At 67.6% G+C, this 15,927-nt stretch carries 13 protein-coding genes; 7 read left to right on the forward strand and 6 right to left on the reverse strand.

Going from position 1 to position 15,927, the window contains the following annotated elements:
- Positions 1-140 precede the first annotated feature (140 nt).
- On the reverse strand, positions 141-2,915 hold the full coding sequence (locus ACIQCS_RS12385; RefSeq protein ID WP_345847705.1) for a TonB-dependent receptor: 2,775 nt from the start codon (positions 2,913-2,915) through the stop codon (positions 141-143).
- Positions 2,916-3,148: 233 nt separating this feature from the next.
- On the opposite strand from ACIQCS_RS12385, the gene ACIQCS_RS12390 reads away from it, so the two are divergent.
- The 3 genes from ACIQCS_RS12390 to ACIQCS_RS12400 are packed head-to-tail and all read left to right on the forward strand — an operon-like array spanning position 3,149 to position 5,329.
- Entirely contained in the window at positions 3,149-3,655 is a 507-nt protein-coding gene (locus ACIQCS_RS12390) for a DUF1993 domain-containing protein (protein ID WP_345847706.1), read from the forward strand.
- Positions 3,655-4,524: a 2-dehydropantoate 2-reductase gene (locus ACIQCS_RS12395; RefSeq protein WP_345847709.1), complete on the forward strand. Its 870-nt coding sequence runs from the start codon at positions 3,655-3,657 to the stop codon at positions 4,522-4,524. The genes ACIQCS_RS12390 and ACIQCS_RS12395 overlap by 1 nt, the downstream gene beginning before the upstream one ends.
- 25 nt (positions 4,525-4,549) lie before the next feature.
- The gene (locus ACIQCS_RS12400) at positions 4,550-5,329 is read left to right on the forward strand and encodes a GGDEF domain-containing protein (protein WP_345847710.1); all 780 of its coding nucleotides are present in this window, start codon (positions 4,550-4,552) and stop codon (positions 5,327-5,329) included.
- Here ACIQCS_RS12400 and ACIQCS_RS12405 read toward each other — a convergent pair.
- The 4 genes from ACIQCS_RS12405 to ACIQCS_RS12420 are packed head-to-tail and all read right to left on the reverse strand — an operon-like array spanning position 5,326 to position 8,452.
- Entirely contained in the window at positions 5,326-5,937 is a 612-nt protein-coding gene (locus ACIQCS_RS12405; RefSeq protein WP_345847711.1) for an ATP-binding cassette domain-containing protein, read from the reverse strand. The two genes, ACIQCS_RS12400 and ACIQCS_RS12405, sit on opposite strands and share 4 nt — an antisense overlap.
- Positions 5,927-6,616 carry a molybdate ABC transporter permease subunit gene (gene modB / locus ACIQCS_RS12410; RefSeq protein ID WP_345847712.1) on the reverse strand — a complete coding sequence of 230 codons (690 nt, stop codon included), beginning with the start codon at positions 6,614-6,616 and terminating at the stop codon, positions 5,927-5,929. The genes ACIQCS_RS12405 and modB overlap by 11 nt, the downstream gene beginning before the upstream one ends.
- Entirely contained in the window at positions 6,616-7,395 is a 780-nt protein-coding gene (modA, locus tag ACIQCS_RS12415) for a molybdate ABC transporter substrate-binding protein (protein ID WP_345847713.1), read from the reverse strand. The genes modB and modA overlap by 1 nt, the downstream gene beginning before the upstream one ends.
- 40 nt (positions 7,396-7,435) lie before the next feature.
- Entirely contained in the window at positions 7,436-8,452 is a 1,017-nt protein-coding gene (locus ACIQCS_RS12420; protein ID WP_345847715.1) for a phytase, read from the reverse strand.
- 178 nt (positions 8,453-8,630) lie between these two features.
- Between ACIQCS_RS12420 and ACIQCS_RS12425 the strand changes: the two genes are divergently transcribed.
- Genes ACIQCS_RS12425 through ACIQCS_RS12435 form a run of 3 tightly spaced genes read left to right on the forward strand, consistent with a single transcriptional unit; the run spans position 8,631 to position 12,912 of the window.
- Positions 8,631-10,334 carry an Hsp70 family protein gene (locus ACIQCS_RS12425; protein ID WP_345847717.1) on the forward strand — a complete coding sequence of 568 codons (1,704 nt, stop codon included), beginning with the start codon at positions 8,631-8,633 and terminating at the stop codon, positions 10,332-10,334.
- The gene (locus ACIQCS_RS12430) at positions 10,331-11,239 is read left to right on the forward strand and encodes a hypothetical protein (protein ID WP_345847719.1); all 909 of its coding nucleotides are present in this window, start codon (positions 10,331-10,333) and stop codon (positions 11,237-11,239) included. Before ACIQCS_RS12425 ends, ACIQCS_RS12430 begins: the two co-directional genes overlap by 4 nt.
- Positions 11,236-12,912 (forward strand): hypothetical protein, encoded by a 1,677-nt coding sequence (locus ACIQCS_RS12435; protein WP_345847722.1) that lies wholly within the window; start codon positions 11,236-11,238, stop codon positions 12,910-12,912. Before ACIQCS_RS12430 ends, ACIQCS_RS12435 begins: the two co-directional genes overlap by 4 nt.
- A 15-nt stretch (positions 12,913-12,927) precedes the next feature.
- On the opposite strand, the gene lepA is transcribed toward ACIQCS_RS12435, so the two are convergent.
- Entirely contained in the window at positions 12,928-14,736 is a 1,809-nt protein-coding gene (gene lepA / locus ACIQCS_RS12440; protein WP_086130217.1) for a translation elongation factor 4, read from the reverse strand.
- Between the two features lie 166 nt (positions 14,737-14,902).
- Here lepA and ACIQCS_RS12445 point away from each other — a divergent pair, with 166 nt between their 5' ends.
- Entirely contained in the window at positions 14,903-15,844 is a 942-nt protein-coding gene (locus ACIQCS_RS12445; protein ID WP_401531040.1) for a CsgG/HfaB family protein, read from the forward strand.
- Positions 15,845-15,927: the final 83 nt, after the last annotated feature.

A 15,927-nucleotide genomic window follows, 5' to 3' on the forward strand; every position in this document is an offset into this window, starting at 1 on the left:
GCGGTCGGCATTGAGGGGCTCCGGGGCTCCCGGCCCCTTCGGCGCGATCTGGAGATCAGGCTTTCATTCCGTGAACCCAGCCGAAAGAGCCGGTGCGGCCCGTGCCGCGCCGGCTCTCTTCGTTCCTCAGGCTTACGCGATCAGAACCTGACCTTCGCGCCGAACTTGCCGGTGAAGCTATAGTCCTCATATTGCAGCAGCCGCGAGCGGCCCGCGAAGTTGCGATAGGCGTAATAGGGCTCGTTGGTGAGGTTGATCAGGTCGCCGAAGACCTGGATGTTCTTGGTGATCCAGTATTTCGCGCTGATATCGAGCTGGAAGTGATCGGTGACATAACGGTCCTCGGTCGCATCGTCGCCCAGCTCGTCGAGATATTTGTCGCGATAGGTGCCGGCGACACGGAAGGAGATCGGCCCCTTCTCATAGCCCAGCACGACGTTGAACGTGTTCCGCGCCGACGAAGGCAGCGGAATCACCCGGGGATCGCCGATGTCGCCATCCTTGAGCACCGTGCCCTTGGCGTCGGTGAAGGTATAGTTGATCTGGGTCAGCAGCCCGCTCAGCGCCCCCGGCAGGAAGCTGTAGACCTGGCTGTAGCTGAATTCGACGCCGTTGATGCGCGCGCTCGGCCCGTTGTACGGGACCAGCGCCTGGTCGAGGGTGCGTCCGTTATAGGCATAGTCCTCATATACGCGATCGACGATGTAGTTCTTGATGTCCTTGTGGAAATAGCCGAGCGACAGGCCGCCGCCCTTGCCGAAATAATATTCCGCCGAGGCATCGAAGTTCCACGCCTTGTAGGGCTGGAGGTTCGGGTTGCCGAACTCGCCCTCATCATCCTCGATCACCACGCGCGGGGCCAGCTTCGAGAATTTCGGGCGCACCAGGCTGCGATAGCCGGCCGCGCGCAGGACCAGGCCGTCGGTCGGCTCGAAGCGCGTGGTCAGGCTGGGCAGCCAGTCGGTATAGCTGCGGGTGACACGGATCGGCGTCACTGTCCCGGCGTCTAGGTCCAGCACCTGGCCATGGATGTCGTTATGGGTGCGCTCCATGCGCACGCCGCCGATCACGCGGACCTTGGCGCTGTCCCAGCGGGCGAGCAGATAGCCGGCCGAGACGTCTTCCTTCACCTTGTAGTCGGAGTCGTTCGAGCTTTCGAAGGTGTCACCATCGTCCAGCGCGAACAGGCTGCGATTGGCGTCGAAATAGTTGCGGAACGCAGTCTTCGACAGCGCCGGCTCGATGTTCGCCAGGTCATAGTCCTGCGGGCCGAGCAGATCCCGCATGGTCAGGTCGCCCGGGCCGTCATATTCATAGACGTCGATGTTCGCGTTGTAGCGCTTGGTGCGCCAGCGGAACTTGGCGCCGCCCTGCACCGTGAATTCGCCCGCGCCAGTCGCGAAGGTCTTGGCGAGGTCCGCCTTGGCCGCCCATTCGGTATCGACCGAATCGCTCAGCGTCGTGCGCTCCAGCTTGTCGAACGCATAGCCGGCGGGATCTGCGAACGCCGCCTGGCCAGCCACGATATTGTAGCGGGTCTTCATCGGATCGGCATAGTCGAAGGCGACCACGAAATTGTCGCCATCGTCGAACTTGCGCTCGAACGCGGCCGGATCGATCGAACCGTTCTCGCGCTCGCTCGACCGGGCCCAGCTGCCCGAATAGTTGAGCCGCCAGCCATTGGCCTTGGTCTCGCCGCCCAGCGTGACCGACTTGATCTCCTGGCGCTCGAAGCGATCCTTGAGGTCGCGCGTGACCGTGATCTCGCCGTCCTGCGAATCGAAGGTCGCGCCGGTGGCAGTGCCGCGGGTGGGCGACTCGTCCATCTCGAAGGTCAGCCGGCGGCGATATTCCTGATCGTCGAAGCGCGAATACAGGCCGCGCGCATAGAGCGTGGTGGTGTCGCTGGGCTTGAAATCGAGCGACAGCGACGAGCTGAAGCGCTTACGCTCCACGTCATAGTCGCGATATTCCACGGTGTCGGCATAGGCGTTGCCGCCAGCCTCGTCCCAGCCGTCCATCTCTTCGTTGTTGGTCGCGAACTTGCGCTGATAATAGGAGACACCCCCGGCGATGCCGAAATTGTCGGTGACGCGGGTCGAGAAATCGAAGCTCGCCTTGGGCGTCACCGTCTCGCGCAGATTATTGTAGCTGCCTTCGATCGAAGCGGTCAGCAGGTCCTTCTTGCGGGCGAAGGCGCTCACCGTGTTGATCTCGATCGACGCGCCGATCGTGTCGGCGTCCATGTCCGGCGTGAGGGATTTCTTGACCTCGATCGATTCGATCGTGTCGCTCGAGATCACGTCGAGCGCGACCGAGCGGACGTCGGATTCCGGCGCGGGCAGGCGCGTGCCGTTGACCGAGGTGCCGTTGAGCTCAGGATCGAGGCCGCGGACCGAGACGAAGCGGCCCTCGCCCTGGTCGTTCAGGATGTTGATGCCGGGCAGGCGGCGCAGCGATTCCGCCACGTTCTGGTCCGGGAACTGGCCGACCGCGTCGCGAGTCAGCACGCTCTCCACCCCGTCGGCGGCGCGCTGGCGCGAGAGCGAACCGAGCAGGTTGGCGCGCTGGCCGACCACCAGGATCTGGCTGCCCGCCGCGCCGAGCACCAGGTCCTGCTGGAGCACGCCGCTCTCGGGCACCACGATCTTCACCTCGCTCGCGGGCACGCCGGCAAATTCGGCGCGCAGCGTATAGGTGCCGGCCGGCACGTCGCCGAAGCGGAAGCTGCCCGAAGCGTCGGCTTCGGTGGTACGGCGCAGCTCGACGATGGTGACGCGCGCACCCTGCAGGTTGCGAGTGCCGCTTGCCTCGGAAACAGTGCCGGTCACGTCATGGGCGTGCGCGGCGACCGGTGCGGCGAAGAGCACGGCGCCGAGCAGCAGGCGCGTGCGGAGAGACGGTTGACGAAACATGAAATCGGACCCCCTTCGATATGCACGGGCCCGGTTGCGCCAGATCATGAATGGTACATTTCTTATTGGCGACAGTTCAGTGACACCACCCTAAGCCATTGTCCTGGCAGAAATCTTTGTCGCGAGCCGTCATCGCGCATTTCGTTGCGGCCCGAAATCGAGCGTCGCCGGAAACATTTCGCCCCCGTCCACGCCCGTTGCGCCGCGTTTCGCGGGGGCGTATCTGCGCGGCCATGGCAACCGAACTCTACGACCTGACCGTCCCGGTCTTCCTGCGCGGCTTCAAGGCAATGGCCGCCTTTCTCGAAAAGGCGCGCGCATGGGCCGATGAGCGGGGCATCCCCCACGAGGAATTGCTCGCCGCGCGGCTGGCCGAGGACATGGCGCCGCTCACCGCGCAGATCCAGCGTGTCAGCGATTCGGCGAAGCTCGCCGTGGCGCGGATCGGCGGGATCGATGCACCGGCGATGCCCGATACCGAGACGAGCTTCGACGAGCTTCAGGCCCGCATCGCCGCCACCGTGGCGTTCCTCAAGGCCATCCCGCGCGACGCGATCGACGGGCGCGAGGACGCCGATGTGGAAGTGAAGACGCCCAGCCGCAGCTTCCACTTCAAGGGGCTGCCTTATGTGACCGGCTTCGTGCTTCCCAATTTCTATTTCCACATGACCACCGCCTACGCGATCCTGCGCCACAAGGGTGCGCCGGTGGGCAAGATGGATTATCTGGGCGGCATCTGATGGTCCGCATCGCGGTGATCGGCGCGGGTGCCATCGGCGGTACCCTTGCCGCCTGGCTGGCCCAGAACCACGACGTCACGATCTGCGCGCGTTCCCCGCTCGCCGATCTCGAGGTGGAGACGCCCGAGGGCCCGATCCGCGCCACGCCCCGCATCCTCACCGATCCGGCCCGCGCGGATGCCGTGGACTGGATCCTGTGCACCACCAAGACCTATGACTGCACCGCGGCGGCAGCCTGGCTGCCCGGCCTGATGGGCCCGGCCACCCGGCTCGCGGTGATCCAGAACGGCGTCGAGCAGCGCGATCGCTTTCCCCAGGTGCCGGCCCAGCGCACCGTGCCGGTGATCATCGACCTGCCGGCCGAGCGGCACGCTCCCGGCCGCATCGTCCAGCGCCGCAACGGCACGATCCACGTGCCCGAGGGCGAGGCCGGCGAGGCCCTGGTCGCGCTGTTCGCCGACACCCCCATCGACGCGCGGACCACGCCCGATTTCGTCACGGCGGCCTGGCGCAAGCTCGCGATCAACTGCTCGGGGATCGTCAGCGCGCTCACCCACCGCGCCGCCGAGGTGGCGAACGACCAGGGCGTCGCGGAGGTGATGCGCGTCCTTGTGCGCGAATGCGTCGCAGTGGGCCGGGCAGAGGGCGCCGACCTGCCCGACAAGCTCGCCGACCAGGTCGTCAGATGGACGACGCTCGCGCATCCGCAATCGGTCAACTCGCTCCAGGCCGATTTCGAGGCGGGCCGCCAGACCGAAGTCGATGCGCGCAACATGGTGATCGTCCGCCTGGGCGCGCGGCACGGCATCGGTGCGCCGATGAACCTTGCGCTCGCATCTCTCCTAATGGCGGCATCCACTCGGAATTAACCGTTACGGTGCAGGAATCCCGGCCATGGAAGCTGGTATTCGTGCGTTGCTGCTCAGTCGCGGCACCTGGTTCGTCATTCTCCTGGCCATGGCCGGGCTCTACGGCATATTCGCGTTCGACATCTTCCGCGACGAAGGCGCCAATGTCGCGGATCGCAAGTTCCGGATCGAAGTGGACGAGTTCCTGCTCTTCACCTCGGCCCTGATCCTCCTGCTGTTCGGCTTCGGGCTGAACCAGCATCGCGCGCGCGAACGCGAGCGCGTGCGGCGGATCCAGGCCGAGCACAGCGTGCGCGATCTTGGCTATCACGACGCGCTCACCGGCATGCCCAATCGCCGCGCCTTTGACGAGGCGCTGGCACGGCTGGTCGACGGAGCGGCGCCGGAGCGGCTCACCGCGGTGTTCATGCTGGATCTCAACGGCTTCAAGGCAATCAACGACACGCACGGCCACGCCGCCGGCGACGCGATCCTGCGCGCGGCGGCGGGCCGCATCGCCGATGCCGTGCGCGACGGCGATTGCGCGGCGCGACTGGGCGGGGACGAATTCGCGGTGATCGCGCCCGCGGTCGTCAGCGCGGAAGTGGCGCTCTCGATCGCCGGCCGGCTCGCCGCCAGCATCACCCGCCCGATCGTGCTCGACGGGCGCACCCACCAGGTGGGCACCGGCATCGGCATCGCCCTGGTCCGCAACGGCGAGCTCCATTCCGCCGAGTTGGTCCGCCGCGCCGATATCGCGCTCTATGCGGCGAAGCGCGGCAATGGCGATCCCTGGCGCCTCTACGCGCCCGAGCTGGAAGCCTAGATCTCGACCACCCTTGTGCCCAGCCGCGCCGCTTCGTCGCGGTCATGAGTCACCATCAGGATCGGCATTCGCACCGCGTCGCGCAGCCGCTCGATCAGGGCCATGATCTCCTCGCGCCGCGCCCGGTCGAGCGAGGACAGCGGCTCGTCGAGCAGCAGGAAGCGCGGATCGGACAGCAGCGCCCGCCCGATCGCCACCCGCCGCGCCTCGCCACCCGAAAGCGTGCGCGGCCAGCGATCGAGCAGGTGCGCGATACCGAGCAGCGCGATCGTGTCGTCCACGTCCAGCCCGCCATCATCGCCGCGGCACCCATAGAGCAGGTTGGCGCGCACGCGCAGATGCGGGAACAGCCGTGGTTCCTGGAACACATAGCCCGCGCGCCGCTCGGCCACCGGCACGTCGATCCCGGCTACGGCATCGAACAGCGTCTCACCGCCCACGCGCACATGGCCCGCATCGGGCGCGATCAGCCCGGCGACCATGTTCAGCACGCTCGTCTTGCCCGCGCCCGAGGGGCCGAACAGCACGGTGAGCCCTGCGTCCGCCACGATCCGGCAGGCGATCACGGCGTCGCCCAGGCGCCTGGTCAGGTCGAGGTCAAAGGACATGCAGCCCCCTGCCCGCGCGCCGCGCGACGATCTCGGAGGCGAGCAGCGCCCCCAGCGAGAGCAGCACCGAGATGGCGGCGAGGCGCAGCACCTGGCTCTCGCCGCCCGGCAGCTGCAGCGCGGCATAGATGGCGAGCGGCAGGGTCTGCGTCTCGCCCGGCACGCTGGAGACGAAGGTGATCGTCGCGCCGAACTCGCCCAGCGCCCGCGCGAAGCCGAGCACCGCGCCGGCGAGCACGCCAGGCAGGCTGAGCGGCAACGTCACGCTCGTGAACACCCGCCAGCGCCCAGCGCCGAGCGTCGCCGCCGCCTGCTCGAGCCGCCGGTCGACCGCTTCGATCGACAGCCGCATCGCGCGCACCATCAGCGGCAATGCCATCACCGCCGAGGCGATCGCCGCCCCGGTCCAGCGAAACAGCACCGAGACGCCGAACCAGCTCTCCAGCCAGCCGCCGATCGGCCCTCCCGGCGCGAAGGCGAGCAGCAGCAGCCAGCCGGTCACCACCGGCGGCACCACCAGCGGCAGGTGCACCAGGCCGTCGAGCAGCAGCTTCCCCGGAAAGCGCCCACGCGCGAGCAGCCACGCCAGCGCGAACGCCACCGGCAGGGAAATCAGCACCGCCACCCCGCCGACGCGTAGCGACAGCAGCACGATGTTCCATTCCGCGGACATGGGCATCACAGCGGCAGGAAGCCGAAGCGCCGAAAGATCGCCCGCCCCTCGCCGCCCAGCAGGAAGCGCCGGAACGGCTCGGCATCGGGACTGGCCGACGCCTTCAACCGGGCAAGCGGATAGCGGATCGGCGGATGGCTGCCGTCGGGCAGCATGCGCACCACCTCGACGCGCGCCGAAGCCCGCGCATCGGTCGCATAGACGATCCCGAACGGCGCCGCCCCGCGCTCGACGAACGCCAGCGCCGCGCGCACGCTCTCGCCGCGCACCACGCGGGCCTTCACCGCATCCCACGCCCCCAGCGCCTCGAGCGACGCCCTGGCATAGCGGCCGGCGGGCACCGCGTCCGGGTCGGCAAGCGCAAGCGGCCCGCTGCCCAACAGCCGCGCCAGCGGCACGCGCGGCCCGGCATCGCCCGGCGCGCGCCTGGGCCGCACCACCACCAGCCGGTTCCCCAGGAAGGCCGCGCGCGTGCCCGGGACGATCAGCCCGCGCTTCTCGATATCGTCCATCCACGGCTCGTCGGCCGAGACGAACAGGTCCGCCGCCGCGCCCGCCGCGATCTGCCGCGCCAGCGCCGAGGAAGCGGCGAACGAGCAGACCGGCCGGGGCCGCCCCTTGCGCGCCCAGGCATCCGCCGCCGCCGTCATCGATTCCTGCAGGCTGGCGGCCGCCAGCACCAGCGGCGCCCGCACGCCGGCAGAGGCCGCCGCGCCCGGCGCCATCGCCGCCACGCCCATCCCGGCGAGCAGCGTCCGCCGGTCGATCCGTCCTTCGATCGTCATGCCCCCTGCCTGACACCCGCCACGCAGCGAGGCAAGGCCTTCACTTCAACGCCAGCGCCTTGCGCACGTCCGCCCAACGGACCAGCTTGAAATTCTGCGCGGCGGGGGCGTTGTCGCCGTCCTGCGCCAGCATCAGCCCGCCCTGCAGCCCGGGGCCGAAGCTGCCGGCGGAGACTTCGATCCCGTCGGTCTCGCTGGTTGCGCCGAACTTCCCCGCCGCGATCCGGAACCGTCCCGCATAGGCCATGTCCCGCAGGCGCCACACGCCATAGGCATTGTCGCCCTGGCTCGACACGACCAGCCAGCCGCCCCGCGCACCCTCGGCCGCGATCGCCACGCCTTCCACATCGGCGACCAGGCGCTTGCCGTCCACCGCGATCACCTTCTCCCCGGCGATCGGATCGCGCGGATTCGCGCCGAAGCGCCACACGCCGACATCCTCCTCGCCCACGAACAGCGTACCGGTCCGGTCGTCGGCCACGCACCCCTCGGACTGGGTGGCGAGCCGCATCGTGCGCACCCGGTCCGCCTTGATCGCCCCGCCTTCGCGCAGGACCTCCATCTGCACGATCGTGCCGCCCTTGTGCACGACAAAGGCATGCAGCCGTCCGCCGCGCGGCGCATACATGCACAGGCCATATGCCTCGCCCGCCCCGGCATCGAACCGCCCGATCTCCGTCAGGGCGGCCGTCCGCGTATCCAGCCTGTAGAGCGCCAGCTTCGCCGCCGCCTTGTCGTTGCGGTCGCTCGCCGCCACGATCACCTGGCCGCGCCAGACACGCAGGTCGACATTGTTCACCCGCCCCGCCGGCAGCGTCGAGCGCAGCTTGCCCGACAGGTCATAGACGTTGAGCCCGGCCTTCTTGTCGGTCGCGACGACCAGGCTGCGCGCGGGATCGTGCGGGTTGCGCCAGATCGCGGGATCATCCGCCGCATCCTCCAGACTCACCACCGCCTGAGTCTCCCCGATCGCCTTCACCTCGGCAGTCGGCACCGCCCGCGCATCCTGGGCAGCGACGGGCGCGGTCTGGAGCAGCATCAATGTGGCGAGCAGCATGGGTCCCCCTTCGTTACGAAGGCCCGCCTCTATAAACGCCGCGCGACGGAACGATGACAATCCGGCGACAATCATTCGCCGGGTGTCACGCCATCCACCATCCCGGGCGGCAGGTGCTCCATCCCCCTAGCGCTTCGTCGAAAGGCTGATTAGCCTGAAGCGAACAAGGGGGAATCACGTGATCATCGGTATCGATCTCGGCACTACCAATAGTGCCGCCGCGATCTGGCGCGACGGGCAGGCGGTGCTTGTTCCCAATGCGATCGGCGACTTGCTCACCCCTTCGGCGGTTTCGATCGACGACAAGGGCAGGATGCTCATCGGCATGGCCGCGCGCGAGCGCCAGTCCACGCATCCGCGCGACACGGTCAGCGCGTTCAAGCGCTATATCGGCACGCAGCAGACAGTGACGCTCGGCAAGCGCACCTATGACGCCGAGGAACTGTCGGCGCTCGTGCTGCGCCAGCTCAAGGCCGATGCCGAGGCCTTTGCCGGCGAGAGCGTCACCGGCGCCGTGATCACGGTCCCGGCCTATTTCAACGATCGCCAGCGCAAGGCGACCCGGCGTGCCGGCGAACTGGCCGGATTGAAGGTCGAGCGGCTGGTCAACGAGCCCACGGCCGCCGCGCTCGCCTTCGGCATCCAGACGCACGAGCAGGAGCCCTTCCTGGTATTCGATCTGGGCGGCGGCACCTTCGACGTGTCGATCGTCGAAGTGTTCGAAGGCGTGGTCGAGGTTCGCGCATCCTCCGGCGACAACCGGCTGGGCGGCGAGGACTTCAACGACAAGGTGATCGAGATCGCCCGCCGCACGCTCGATCCCGAGCGCAAGCTCGAGGGCGCGGACCCGGTGATCCTCCACGAACTGCTCCGTGCCGCCGCCGAACGCACGCGCCGCAAGCTCAGCGAGGCGGACGAAGCCGAATTCTCGATCGTGTGCAAGGGCGAGAGCTTCACCGCGAACGTGACCTCCGCCGCTTTCGAGGAAGCCGCCGCACCGCTGCTCCAGCGCTTGCGCGATCCGGTGCTGCGCTCGCTGCGCGATTCCAACATCCGGGTGGAGTCGCTGAGCGAGATCGTGCTGGTCGGCGGTGCGACGCGCATGCCGGCGGTGCGCCGCGCGATCACGCGCATGTTCGGCCGTTTTCCCAACGCGACCGTCCATCCGGACCATGCCGTCGCGCTCGGGGCCGCGGTCCAGGCCGGCCTGCTCGCGCGCGCCGAAGCGCTCGAGGAAGTGCGGCTCACCGATGTGTGCCCCTTCACCCTGGGCGTGGACAATGCCGAACCCGATGGCGGGGGCGGCTGGCGCACCGGCCTCTTCTCGCCGATCATCGACCGCAACACCACGATCCCCGCCAGCCGCGTCAAATATTACGGCACGGTCGCCGACAATCAGCGTGCGCTCCGTTTCGGCATCTATCAGGGGGAAGCGCGGGAAGTGACCGGCAACGTCAAGCTCGGCGAAGTCACGCTCCCGATCCCTCCCAAGCCGGCGGGCGAAGTGATGGTCGAGTGCCGCTTCACCTATGACAGCAGCGGTATCCTGGAAGTCGACGTCTCGATCCCGGCGACGGGGATCACTCGCAACCTCGTCATCATCGACGAGGCCGATGCGATGAACGAGAAGCAGGTCGCCGCCCGCCGTGCCGAGCTCGCCGCGCTGAAGATCCATCCGCGCGAGGAGAGCGAGAATGCCGCGGTGCTTGCGCGCGCGGCGCGCTGCTACGAAGGATTCATCGCCGAGCGCCGCGACCTGGTCGGCCAGTGGATCGGAGCGTTCGAAGGCGCGCTCGGCACCCAGGATCCGCGCACGATCAAGGAAGCGCGGGCGCGGCTGATCGAGGCGCTGGACGAGATCGAAGGCGAACGCTTCCTGTGAGCGCCGGAGGGGCTGACTGGCAGTTGCTCGGTATCGCGCCGACGGAGGAGAACCGCGCGATCCGCGCCGCCTATGCCGCGCGACTGAAGGCAATCGATCCGGAAAGCGATCCACAGGCCTTTATCAGGCTGCGCAACGCCTATGAGCGCGTGGTCGCCGCGGCCGCGCCCCCCGTGGCAACGCCCGCACCCGGCACGCTCCCGCCGCTCGCCTCCGCCGACGCGCCGGCGGACGCTGCGCCGGAGGAAAGCGCGGGACAGCGGCATGCCAGGGCGATACTCGACCTGCTCTCGAACGGAGATGTCGGCCGGCCCTGGCTGGCCCCCGAGGCGCAGGAAGCACTGATATCGCACTGGCGGGCGCTGGTTACCGATCCGCGCATGGAGCGGCTCGACTATTCGGATCGGGTCGAGCGCTGGGCGAGCGCAGTGATCGCCGACACTTCTCCGCTGTCCGCGCCGATTCTGATGTTCGCCGCCGAGCGTTTCGGCTGGATCGACGCCGACCGGAACGTCCACAGCAACCGCCATCTCTTCGAGATCGCGCAGCGCTATCGCCTGCTCCAGCTGCTGCATATGGCGTCACAGCCCGGATCACGGCACCATTCGGCCTGGGTCGAACTGCGCAGGCCGTCTGATGGCGCATCCCGTTCGCGGCCGGTGCATCCCTATATCATGTTCGAGCTGATCGCGGCCATGCGCTACGCGCTGCCGCAACTTTCGGAGACGTTCGATCCGGTTCGCCTGGCGACATGGGAACTCCATGCCGAGGCTGCCCGAACCGCGCACGAACAGCCCGATACCCGATCGCCTCCATCGTTCGCCATCGGCTGCCTGACGATGGTGATCTTGCTGCTGTTCGCATTTGGATTGAATGCCTTCCTCACCATGGTCGCCGGCAAATGAGCGCGCGTCACGGCCCCTGGCGACTGCTCGGGCTCGCCCCGACGGAAGATATCCGCGAAGTTCGTCGCGCCTATGCCGCCAGGCTCAAGGCGATCGATGTCGACCGCGATCCCCAGGCGTTCATTGCGCTGCGCGAGGCGTTCGAGCACGCCCAGCACCTCGCGCGGTGGATGGCGCACCAGCGCGAGGAGGAGAATCTCGAAGCCCAGGCGCTGGAAATGGCGGAGGGTCCCGGTTCGCTCCAGGTCGATCTCGTCGATGCGCCGGCGCACCCGCCCGCCGCGGAGCCCGCGCCGGCCGCCCGCGAAGGGCCCTGGTCCCCGCCCACCCCCGAGCAATTCGATGCGCATGCCGCCGCGCTTGCCCAGCTGCTCCAGCGCAACAATCTCGAGCCCCGCCCCTGGCCCACCGAGGCCGAACGGGAGGAGATGCTCGCCCATTGGCGCGTGCTGATCGCCGATCCGCGCCTGCACCAGCTCGACTTCTACTCTGACCTGGAGCGCTGGATCGCCGGGCTGCTCGGCTACACCATTCCCTTCTCGGACACGCTCATCCTGCCGGCGACCGAATATTTCGGCTGGGTCCGGGACGAAGGGATGATCAGCCAGAGCGATGGCCTGGCCGAAGTCGTCTATCGCTACCGGATGCTCAGCTTCCTGGATCAGATCCGCACGCCGGGAAACCGGCATTTCGAAGCCTGGTGCGAGCTCACCACGCCGGCGGGCGAGGATGCGGTGCGTGGGCGCGTGTCGCTGCGGAAGATTCACAAGCTGCTCCACGAAGTGCGCGTCGCCTATCCCGGGCTCGAGGGCAATTTCGAGCCCGAGCGCGTTGCCCTGTGGGACCGGCGCGGCGCGGCGCCCGAAACCGTCGAGCCGCTGGTCGTCGACGAAAGCCCGCCCAAGCGCCTGCCCCGCTATCTGCTCTGGTTCCTGCTGCTCGTGCTGTTCGTGTTCCCGGTGATCGGGACCCTCACCAAGCAGGGCGACCATGTGCTCCCCAACTGGTCAATCACGAAACCGGCCCTGCCCCTGCCTCCACCTCCCGCGAAGCTCGGCGACGAAGCGCACGACATCGCCCTACTCCTCAAGGCGGTCGGCGATGGCAGCCTGACGCTCGAGCAGATCGGCGAGAAGGACCCGAAGCTCGCCCAGCTGATCCGCTCCAACTGGCAGATCGGCAAGGAGCAGGAGCAGACGCTGTTCAGCTTCCTCAGGAATGTGTCCGAGGTGCTGAACGAGCGGGCGTTCGACCGGATCGCCACCGCTTCGCCCGAAACCCTGACCGCCTATCGCACGCTGGTGATCGACAAGGCCAAGGCGCTACGCAGCATCGCTCCCGCGAAATGCGCCGACTTCTTCCAAGGCAAGCCGCTCAGGGCCGGCGACTTGCCCGACAGCCTGGGCAAGCGCAACCGGACGATGATCTCGCGCCTGCTGATCGAGCCCGCAGCGGAGCCCAGGCCGCGCGCCGGGCCGACCACCTTCATGATCCCCAACAACGTGTTCCGCGACGCCACGAGGCGGGCCGGGATCAGTGAGAAGCGGATGGGGGATGCGGCGATGAACCGCGGATCGCCCGCGGACATCTGCAACGCGCACATCGCGCTGAGCGAGGCGGCGATCGCAATGCCGGCGGGCGCAGAACGGACGAAGCTGCTGCGGTCGATGTAGGCGACCGCGGCGGCCCTATTCCTCGCCCATCCGCAGCGCCGCGATGAAGGCTTCCTGCGGGATCTGCACCGAGCCGTACTCGCGCATCCGCTTCTTGCCTTCCTTCTGCTTCTCCAGGAGCTTGCGTTTACGCGTGATATCGCCGCCATAGCATTTCGCGGTCACGTCCTTGCGCAGCGCCGCGATCGTCTCGCGGGCGACGACCTTGCCGCCGATCGCCGCCTGGATCGGGATCTTGAACAGATGGCGCGGGATCAGATCCTTCAGCCGCTCGCACATGCCGCGGCCGCGGCTCTCGGCGGTGGAGCGGTGGACGATCATGCTCAGCGCGTCGACCGGCTCGTTGTTGACGAGGATGCTCATCTTGACGAGGTCGCCGGCGCGGTGGCCGATCTGCTCGTAATCGAAGCTCGCATAGCCGCGGCTGATGCTCTTCAGGCGATCGTAGAAGTCGAACACCACTTCGTTGAGCGGCAGCTCATACGTCACCTGGGCGCGGCCGCCGACATAGGTGAGGTTCTTCTGGATGCCGCGCCGGTCCTGGCAGAGCTTGAGGATCGGGCCGAGATATTCGTCGGGCACATAGATCACTGCGTTGATCCATGGCTCCTCGATCTCCGCGATCCGGTTGGGATCGGGCATGTCGGCCGGATTGTGGAGCTCGATCTCGCGCGCTTCCGCCTCGCCCGCCGCCTTGGTGAGCTTGAGCTTGTAGACCACCGAAGGCGCGGTGGTGATCAGGTCGAGATCATATTCGCGGCTGAGGCGCTCCTGGATGATCTCCAGGTGGAGCAGGCCGAGGAAGCCGCAGCGGAAGCCGAAGCCGAGTGCCGCGCTGGTCTCCATCTCGAAGCTGAACGAAGCGTCGTTGAGCCGCAGCTTCGAGATCGATTCGCGCAGCTTCTCGAAGTCGTTGGCATCGACCGGGAACAGGCCGCAGAACACCACCGGCTGGACTTCCTTGAAGCCCGGCAGTGCTTCTGCGGCGGGCTTCTTGGCATCGGTCAGCGTGTCGCCGACCCGCGCCTGGGCCACTTCCTTGATCTGTGCGGTGATGAAGCCGATCTCGCCCGGCCCCAGGTCGGGCAGGTTCTCGAGCTTGGGACGGAAGCAGCCCACCCGGTCGATCAGATGGGTCGTGCCGGTCTGCATGAACTTGACCTGCTGGCCCTTCCTGATCGTGCCGTCGATCACGCGGACCAGGATGACGACGCCCAGATAGGGATCGTACCAGCTGTCGACGAGCATCGCCTTCAGCGGCGCGTCGGGATCGCCCTTGGGCGCGGGAATGCGCTCGACCACCGCGTCCAGGATCTCGTCGATGCCGATGCCGGCCTTGGCGCTGGCGAGCACCGCGTTCGAGGCGTCGAGGCCGATGATCTCCTCGATCTCGTTCTTCACCTTCTCCGGCTCGGCCGAGGGCAAGTCGATCTTGTTGATGACCGGGATGATCTCGTGGTCGTGCTCGATCGACTGATAGACATTGGCAAGCGTCTGCGCCTCGACGCCCTGGGCCGCGTCCACCACCAGCAGCGCGCCTTCGCAGGCGGCGAGGCTGCGGCTCACCTCATAGGCGAAGTCGACATGCCCGGGCGTGTCCATCAGGTTGAGGACATGGCCCTTCCATTCCAGGCGCACGGTCTGCGCCTTGATGGTGATGCCGCGCTCCTTCTCGATGTCCATGTTGTCGAGCACCTGGGCGGACATCTCCCGCTCGGAGAGCCCGCCGGTGCGCTGGATCAGCCGGTCGGCCAGAGTCGACTTGCCATGGTCGATATGCGCGATGATCGAGAAATTGCGGATCTTGGAAAGGTCGGTTGCCATGATCGGGGCGCGTTAGCAGCTTGCACGCGAAAGCCAAAGGGCCCGAAATACACGACGCGTTCCTTCTGTGATTTCACCGCGACGCGTTTGCCGCTATCCGGGCGATGGTTTCAAACAGAGGGAGAGAACCATGACCTCGAAGACCGCGTTCATTGTGAAGACGCTGATGGCTTCGGCTGCCTTGCTCGGCGCGAGCGGGGCCTATGCGCAGAAGCAGGCGAAGCCGACCAAGGGGGAGAAGCTGCAGCAGGCCGCCGTCAACGACGTGCCGCATTGCACGCGCAAGCTCGGCACGCTCTCGATCGTCGATGGCGACGATCCCAGCGGCTGGACCCAGTATCAGCTGGCCCCGCCCGCCAAGCTGCTCAAGGTGCTGGTGCAGCGCTCGGGCTGCTTCAACCTGGTCGATCGCGGCTCCGGCCTGCAGGCAGCGGCCCGCGAGCGCGACATCGGCGGCGGCCTGGGCCACCAGCGCGGCGCGAATGTCGGCCAGGGGCAGATCAAGGCGGCCGATTATGTGCTCGTCGCCGAGGTGCAGGGCGCCAACAGCAATGCCAGCGGCAGCGCCGTGGGCGGCATCGTGGGCGGCCTGGTCGGCGGACGCGTCGGCGGGCTGCTCGGCGGCATCAAGTCGCGCAAGCTCGAGGCGAACACCGTGCTCTCGCTCACCAATGTGCGCACGACCGAGACGATCGCGGTGCAGGAAGGCTATGCCGCCAAGAACGACATCGGGTTCGGCGCCGGCGGCGGCGTCGGCTTCCTCGGCGGCGCGGTGGGCGCGGTCGGCGGCGGCTATGAGAATACCGATATCGGCCGGATCGTGACGCTGTCCTTCATCCAGGCCTATGCCAAGATGGTCACCGATCTCGGCCTGGTCCGGCCGGGCGACGCCGGCACCGCCCAGGCGGCGCCCGCCAAGACCTTCACTGCCCAGGCCCCGGTCGCGATGCGCACCACCCCGGCCGCGACGGGCAAGGTGATCCGCACGCTCCCGGTGGGCGCGATCGTCTATCCGACGGGCAACAAGAACGGCCTGTGGTGGGAAGTCGCTGACGAGAACGACAATGTCGGCTGGGTGCTGAACACCAAGCTGGCCCCGTCGAACTGACATTCCCCGAACGATAGAGAAAAAGGGCGGGCGCCACCGGCACCCGCCCTTTTTTTGCCCTGAAGGGGGACGGGCCCAGCGGA

Origin of the sequence: Sphingomonas sp. NPDC092440, assembly GCF_044754985.1 — a bacterium.
Lineage (GTDB): Bacteria > Pseudomonadota > Alphaproteobacteria > Sphingomonadales > Sphingomonadaceae > Sphingomonas.

Excerpts from the sequence above, each read along its gene's own strand:
- ACIQCS_RS12385 (WP_345847705.1), bottom strand. The coding sequence starts at position 2,915 with ATGTTTCGTCAACCGTCTCTCCGCACGCGCCTGCTGCTCGGCGCCGTG.
- ACIQCS_RS12390 (WP_345847706.1), top strand. The coding sequence starts at position 3,149 with ATGGCAACCGAACTCTACGACCTGACCGTCCCGGTCTTCCTGCGCGGC.
- ACIQCS_RS12395 (WP_345847709.1), top strand. The coding sequence starts at position 3,655 with ATGGTCCGCATCGCGGTGATCGGCGCGGGTGCCATCGGCGGTACCCTT.
- ACIQCS_RS12400 (WP_345847710.1), top strand. The coding sequence starts at position 4,550 with ATGGAAGCTGGTATTCGTGCGTTGCTGCTCAGTCGCGGCACCTGGTTC.
- ACIQCS_RS12405 (WP_345847711.1), bottom strand. The coding sequence starts at position 5,937 with ATGTCCTTTGACCTCGACCTGACCAGGCGCCTGGGCGACGCCGTGATC.
- modB (WP_345847712.1), bottom strand. The coding sequence starts at position 6,616 with ATGCCCATGTCCGCGGAATGGAACATCGTGCTGCTGTCGCTACGCGTC.
- modA (WP_345847713.1), bottom strand. The coding sequence starts at position 7,395 with ATGACGATCGAAGGACGGATCGACCGGCGGACGCTGCTCGCCGGGATG.
- ACIQCS_RS12420 (WP_345847715.1), bottom strand. The coding sequence starts at position 8,452 with ATGCTGCTCGCCACATTGATGCTGCTCCAGACCGCGCCCGTCGCTGCC.
- ACIQCS_RS12435 (WP_345847722.1), top strand. The coding sequence starts at position 11,236 with ATGAGCGCGCGTCACGGCCCCTGGCGACTGCTCGGGCTCGCCCCGACG.
- lepA (WP_086130217.1), bottom strand. The coding sequence starts at position 14,736 with ATGGCAACCGACCTTTCCAAGATCCGCAATTTCTCGATCATCGCGCAT.
- ACIQCS_RS12445 (WP_401531040.1), top strand. The coding sequence starts at position 14,903 with ATGGCTTCGGCTGCCTTGCTCGGCGCGAGCGGGGCCTATGCGCAGAAG.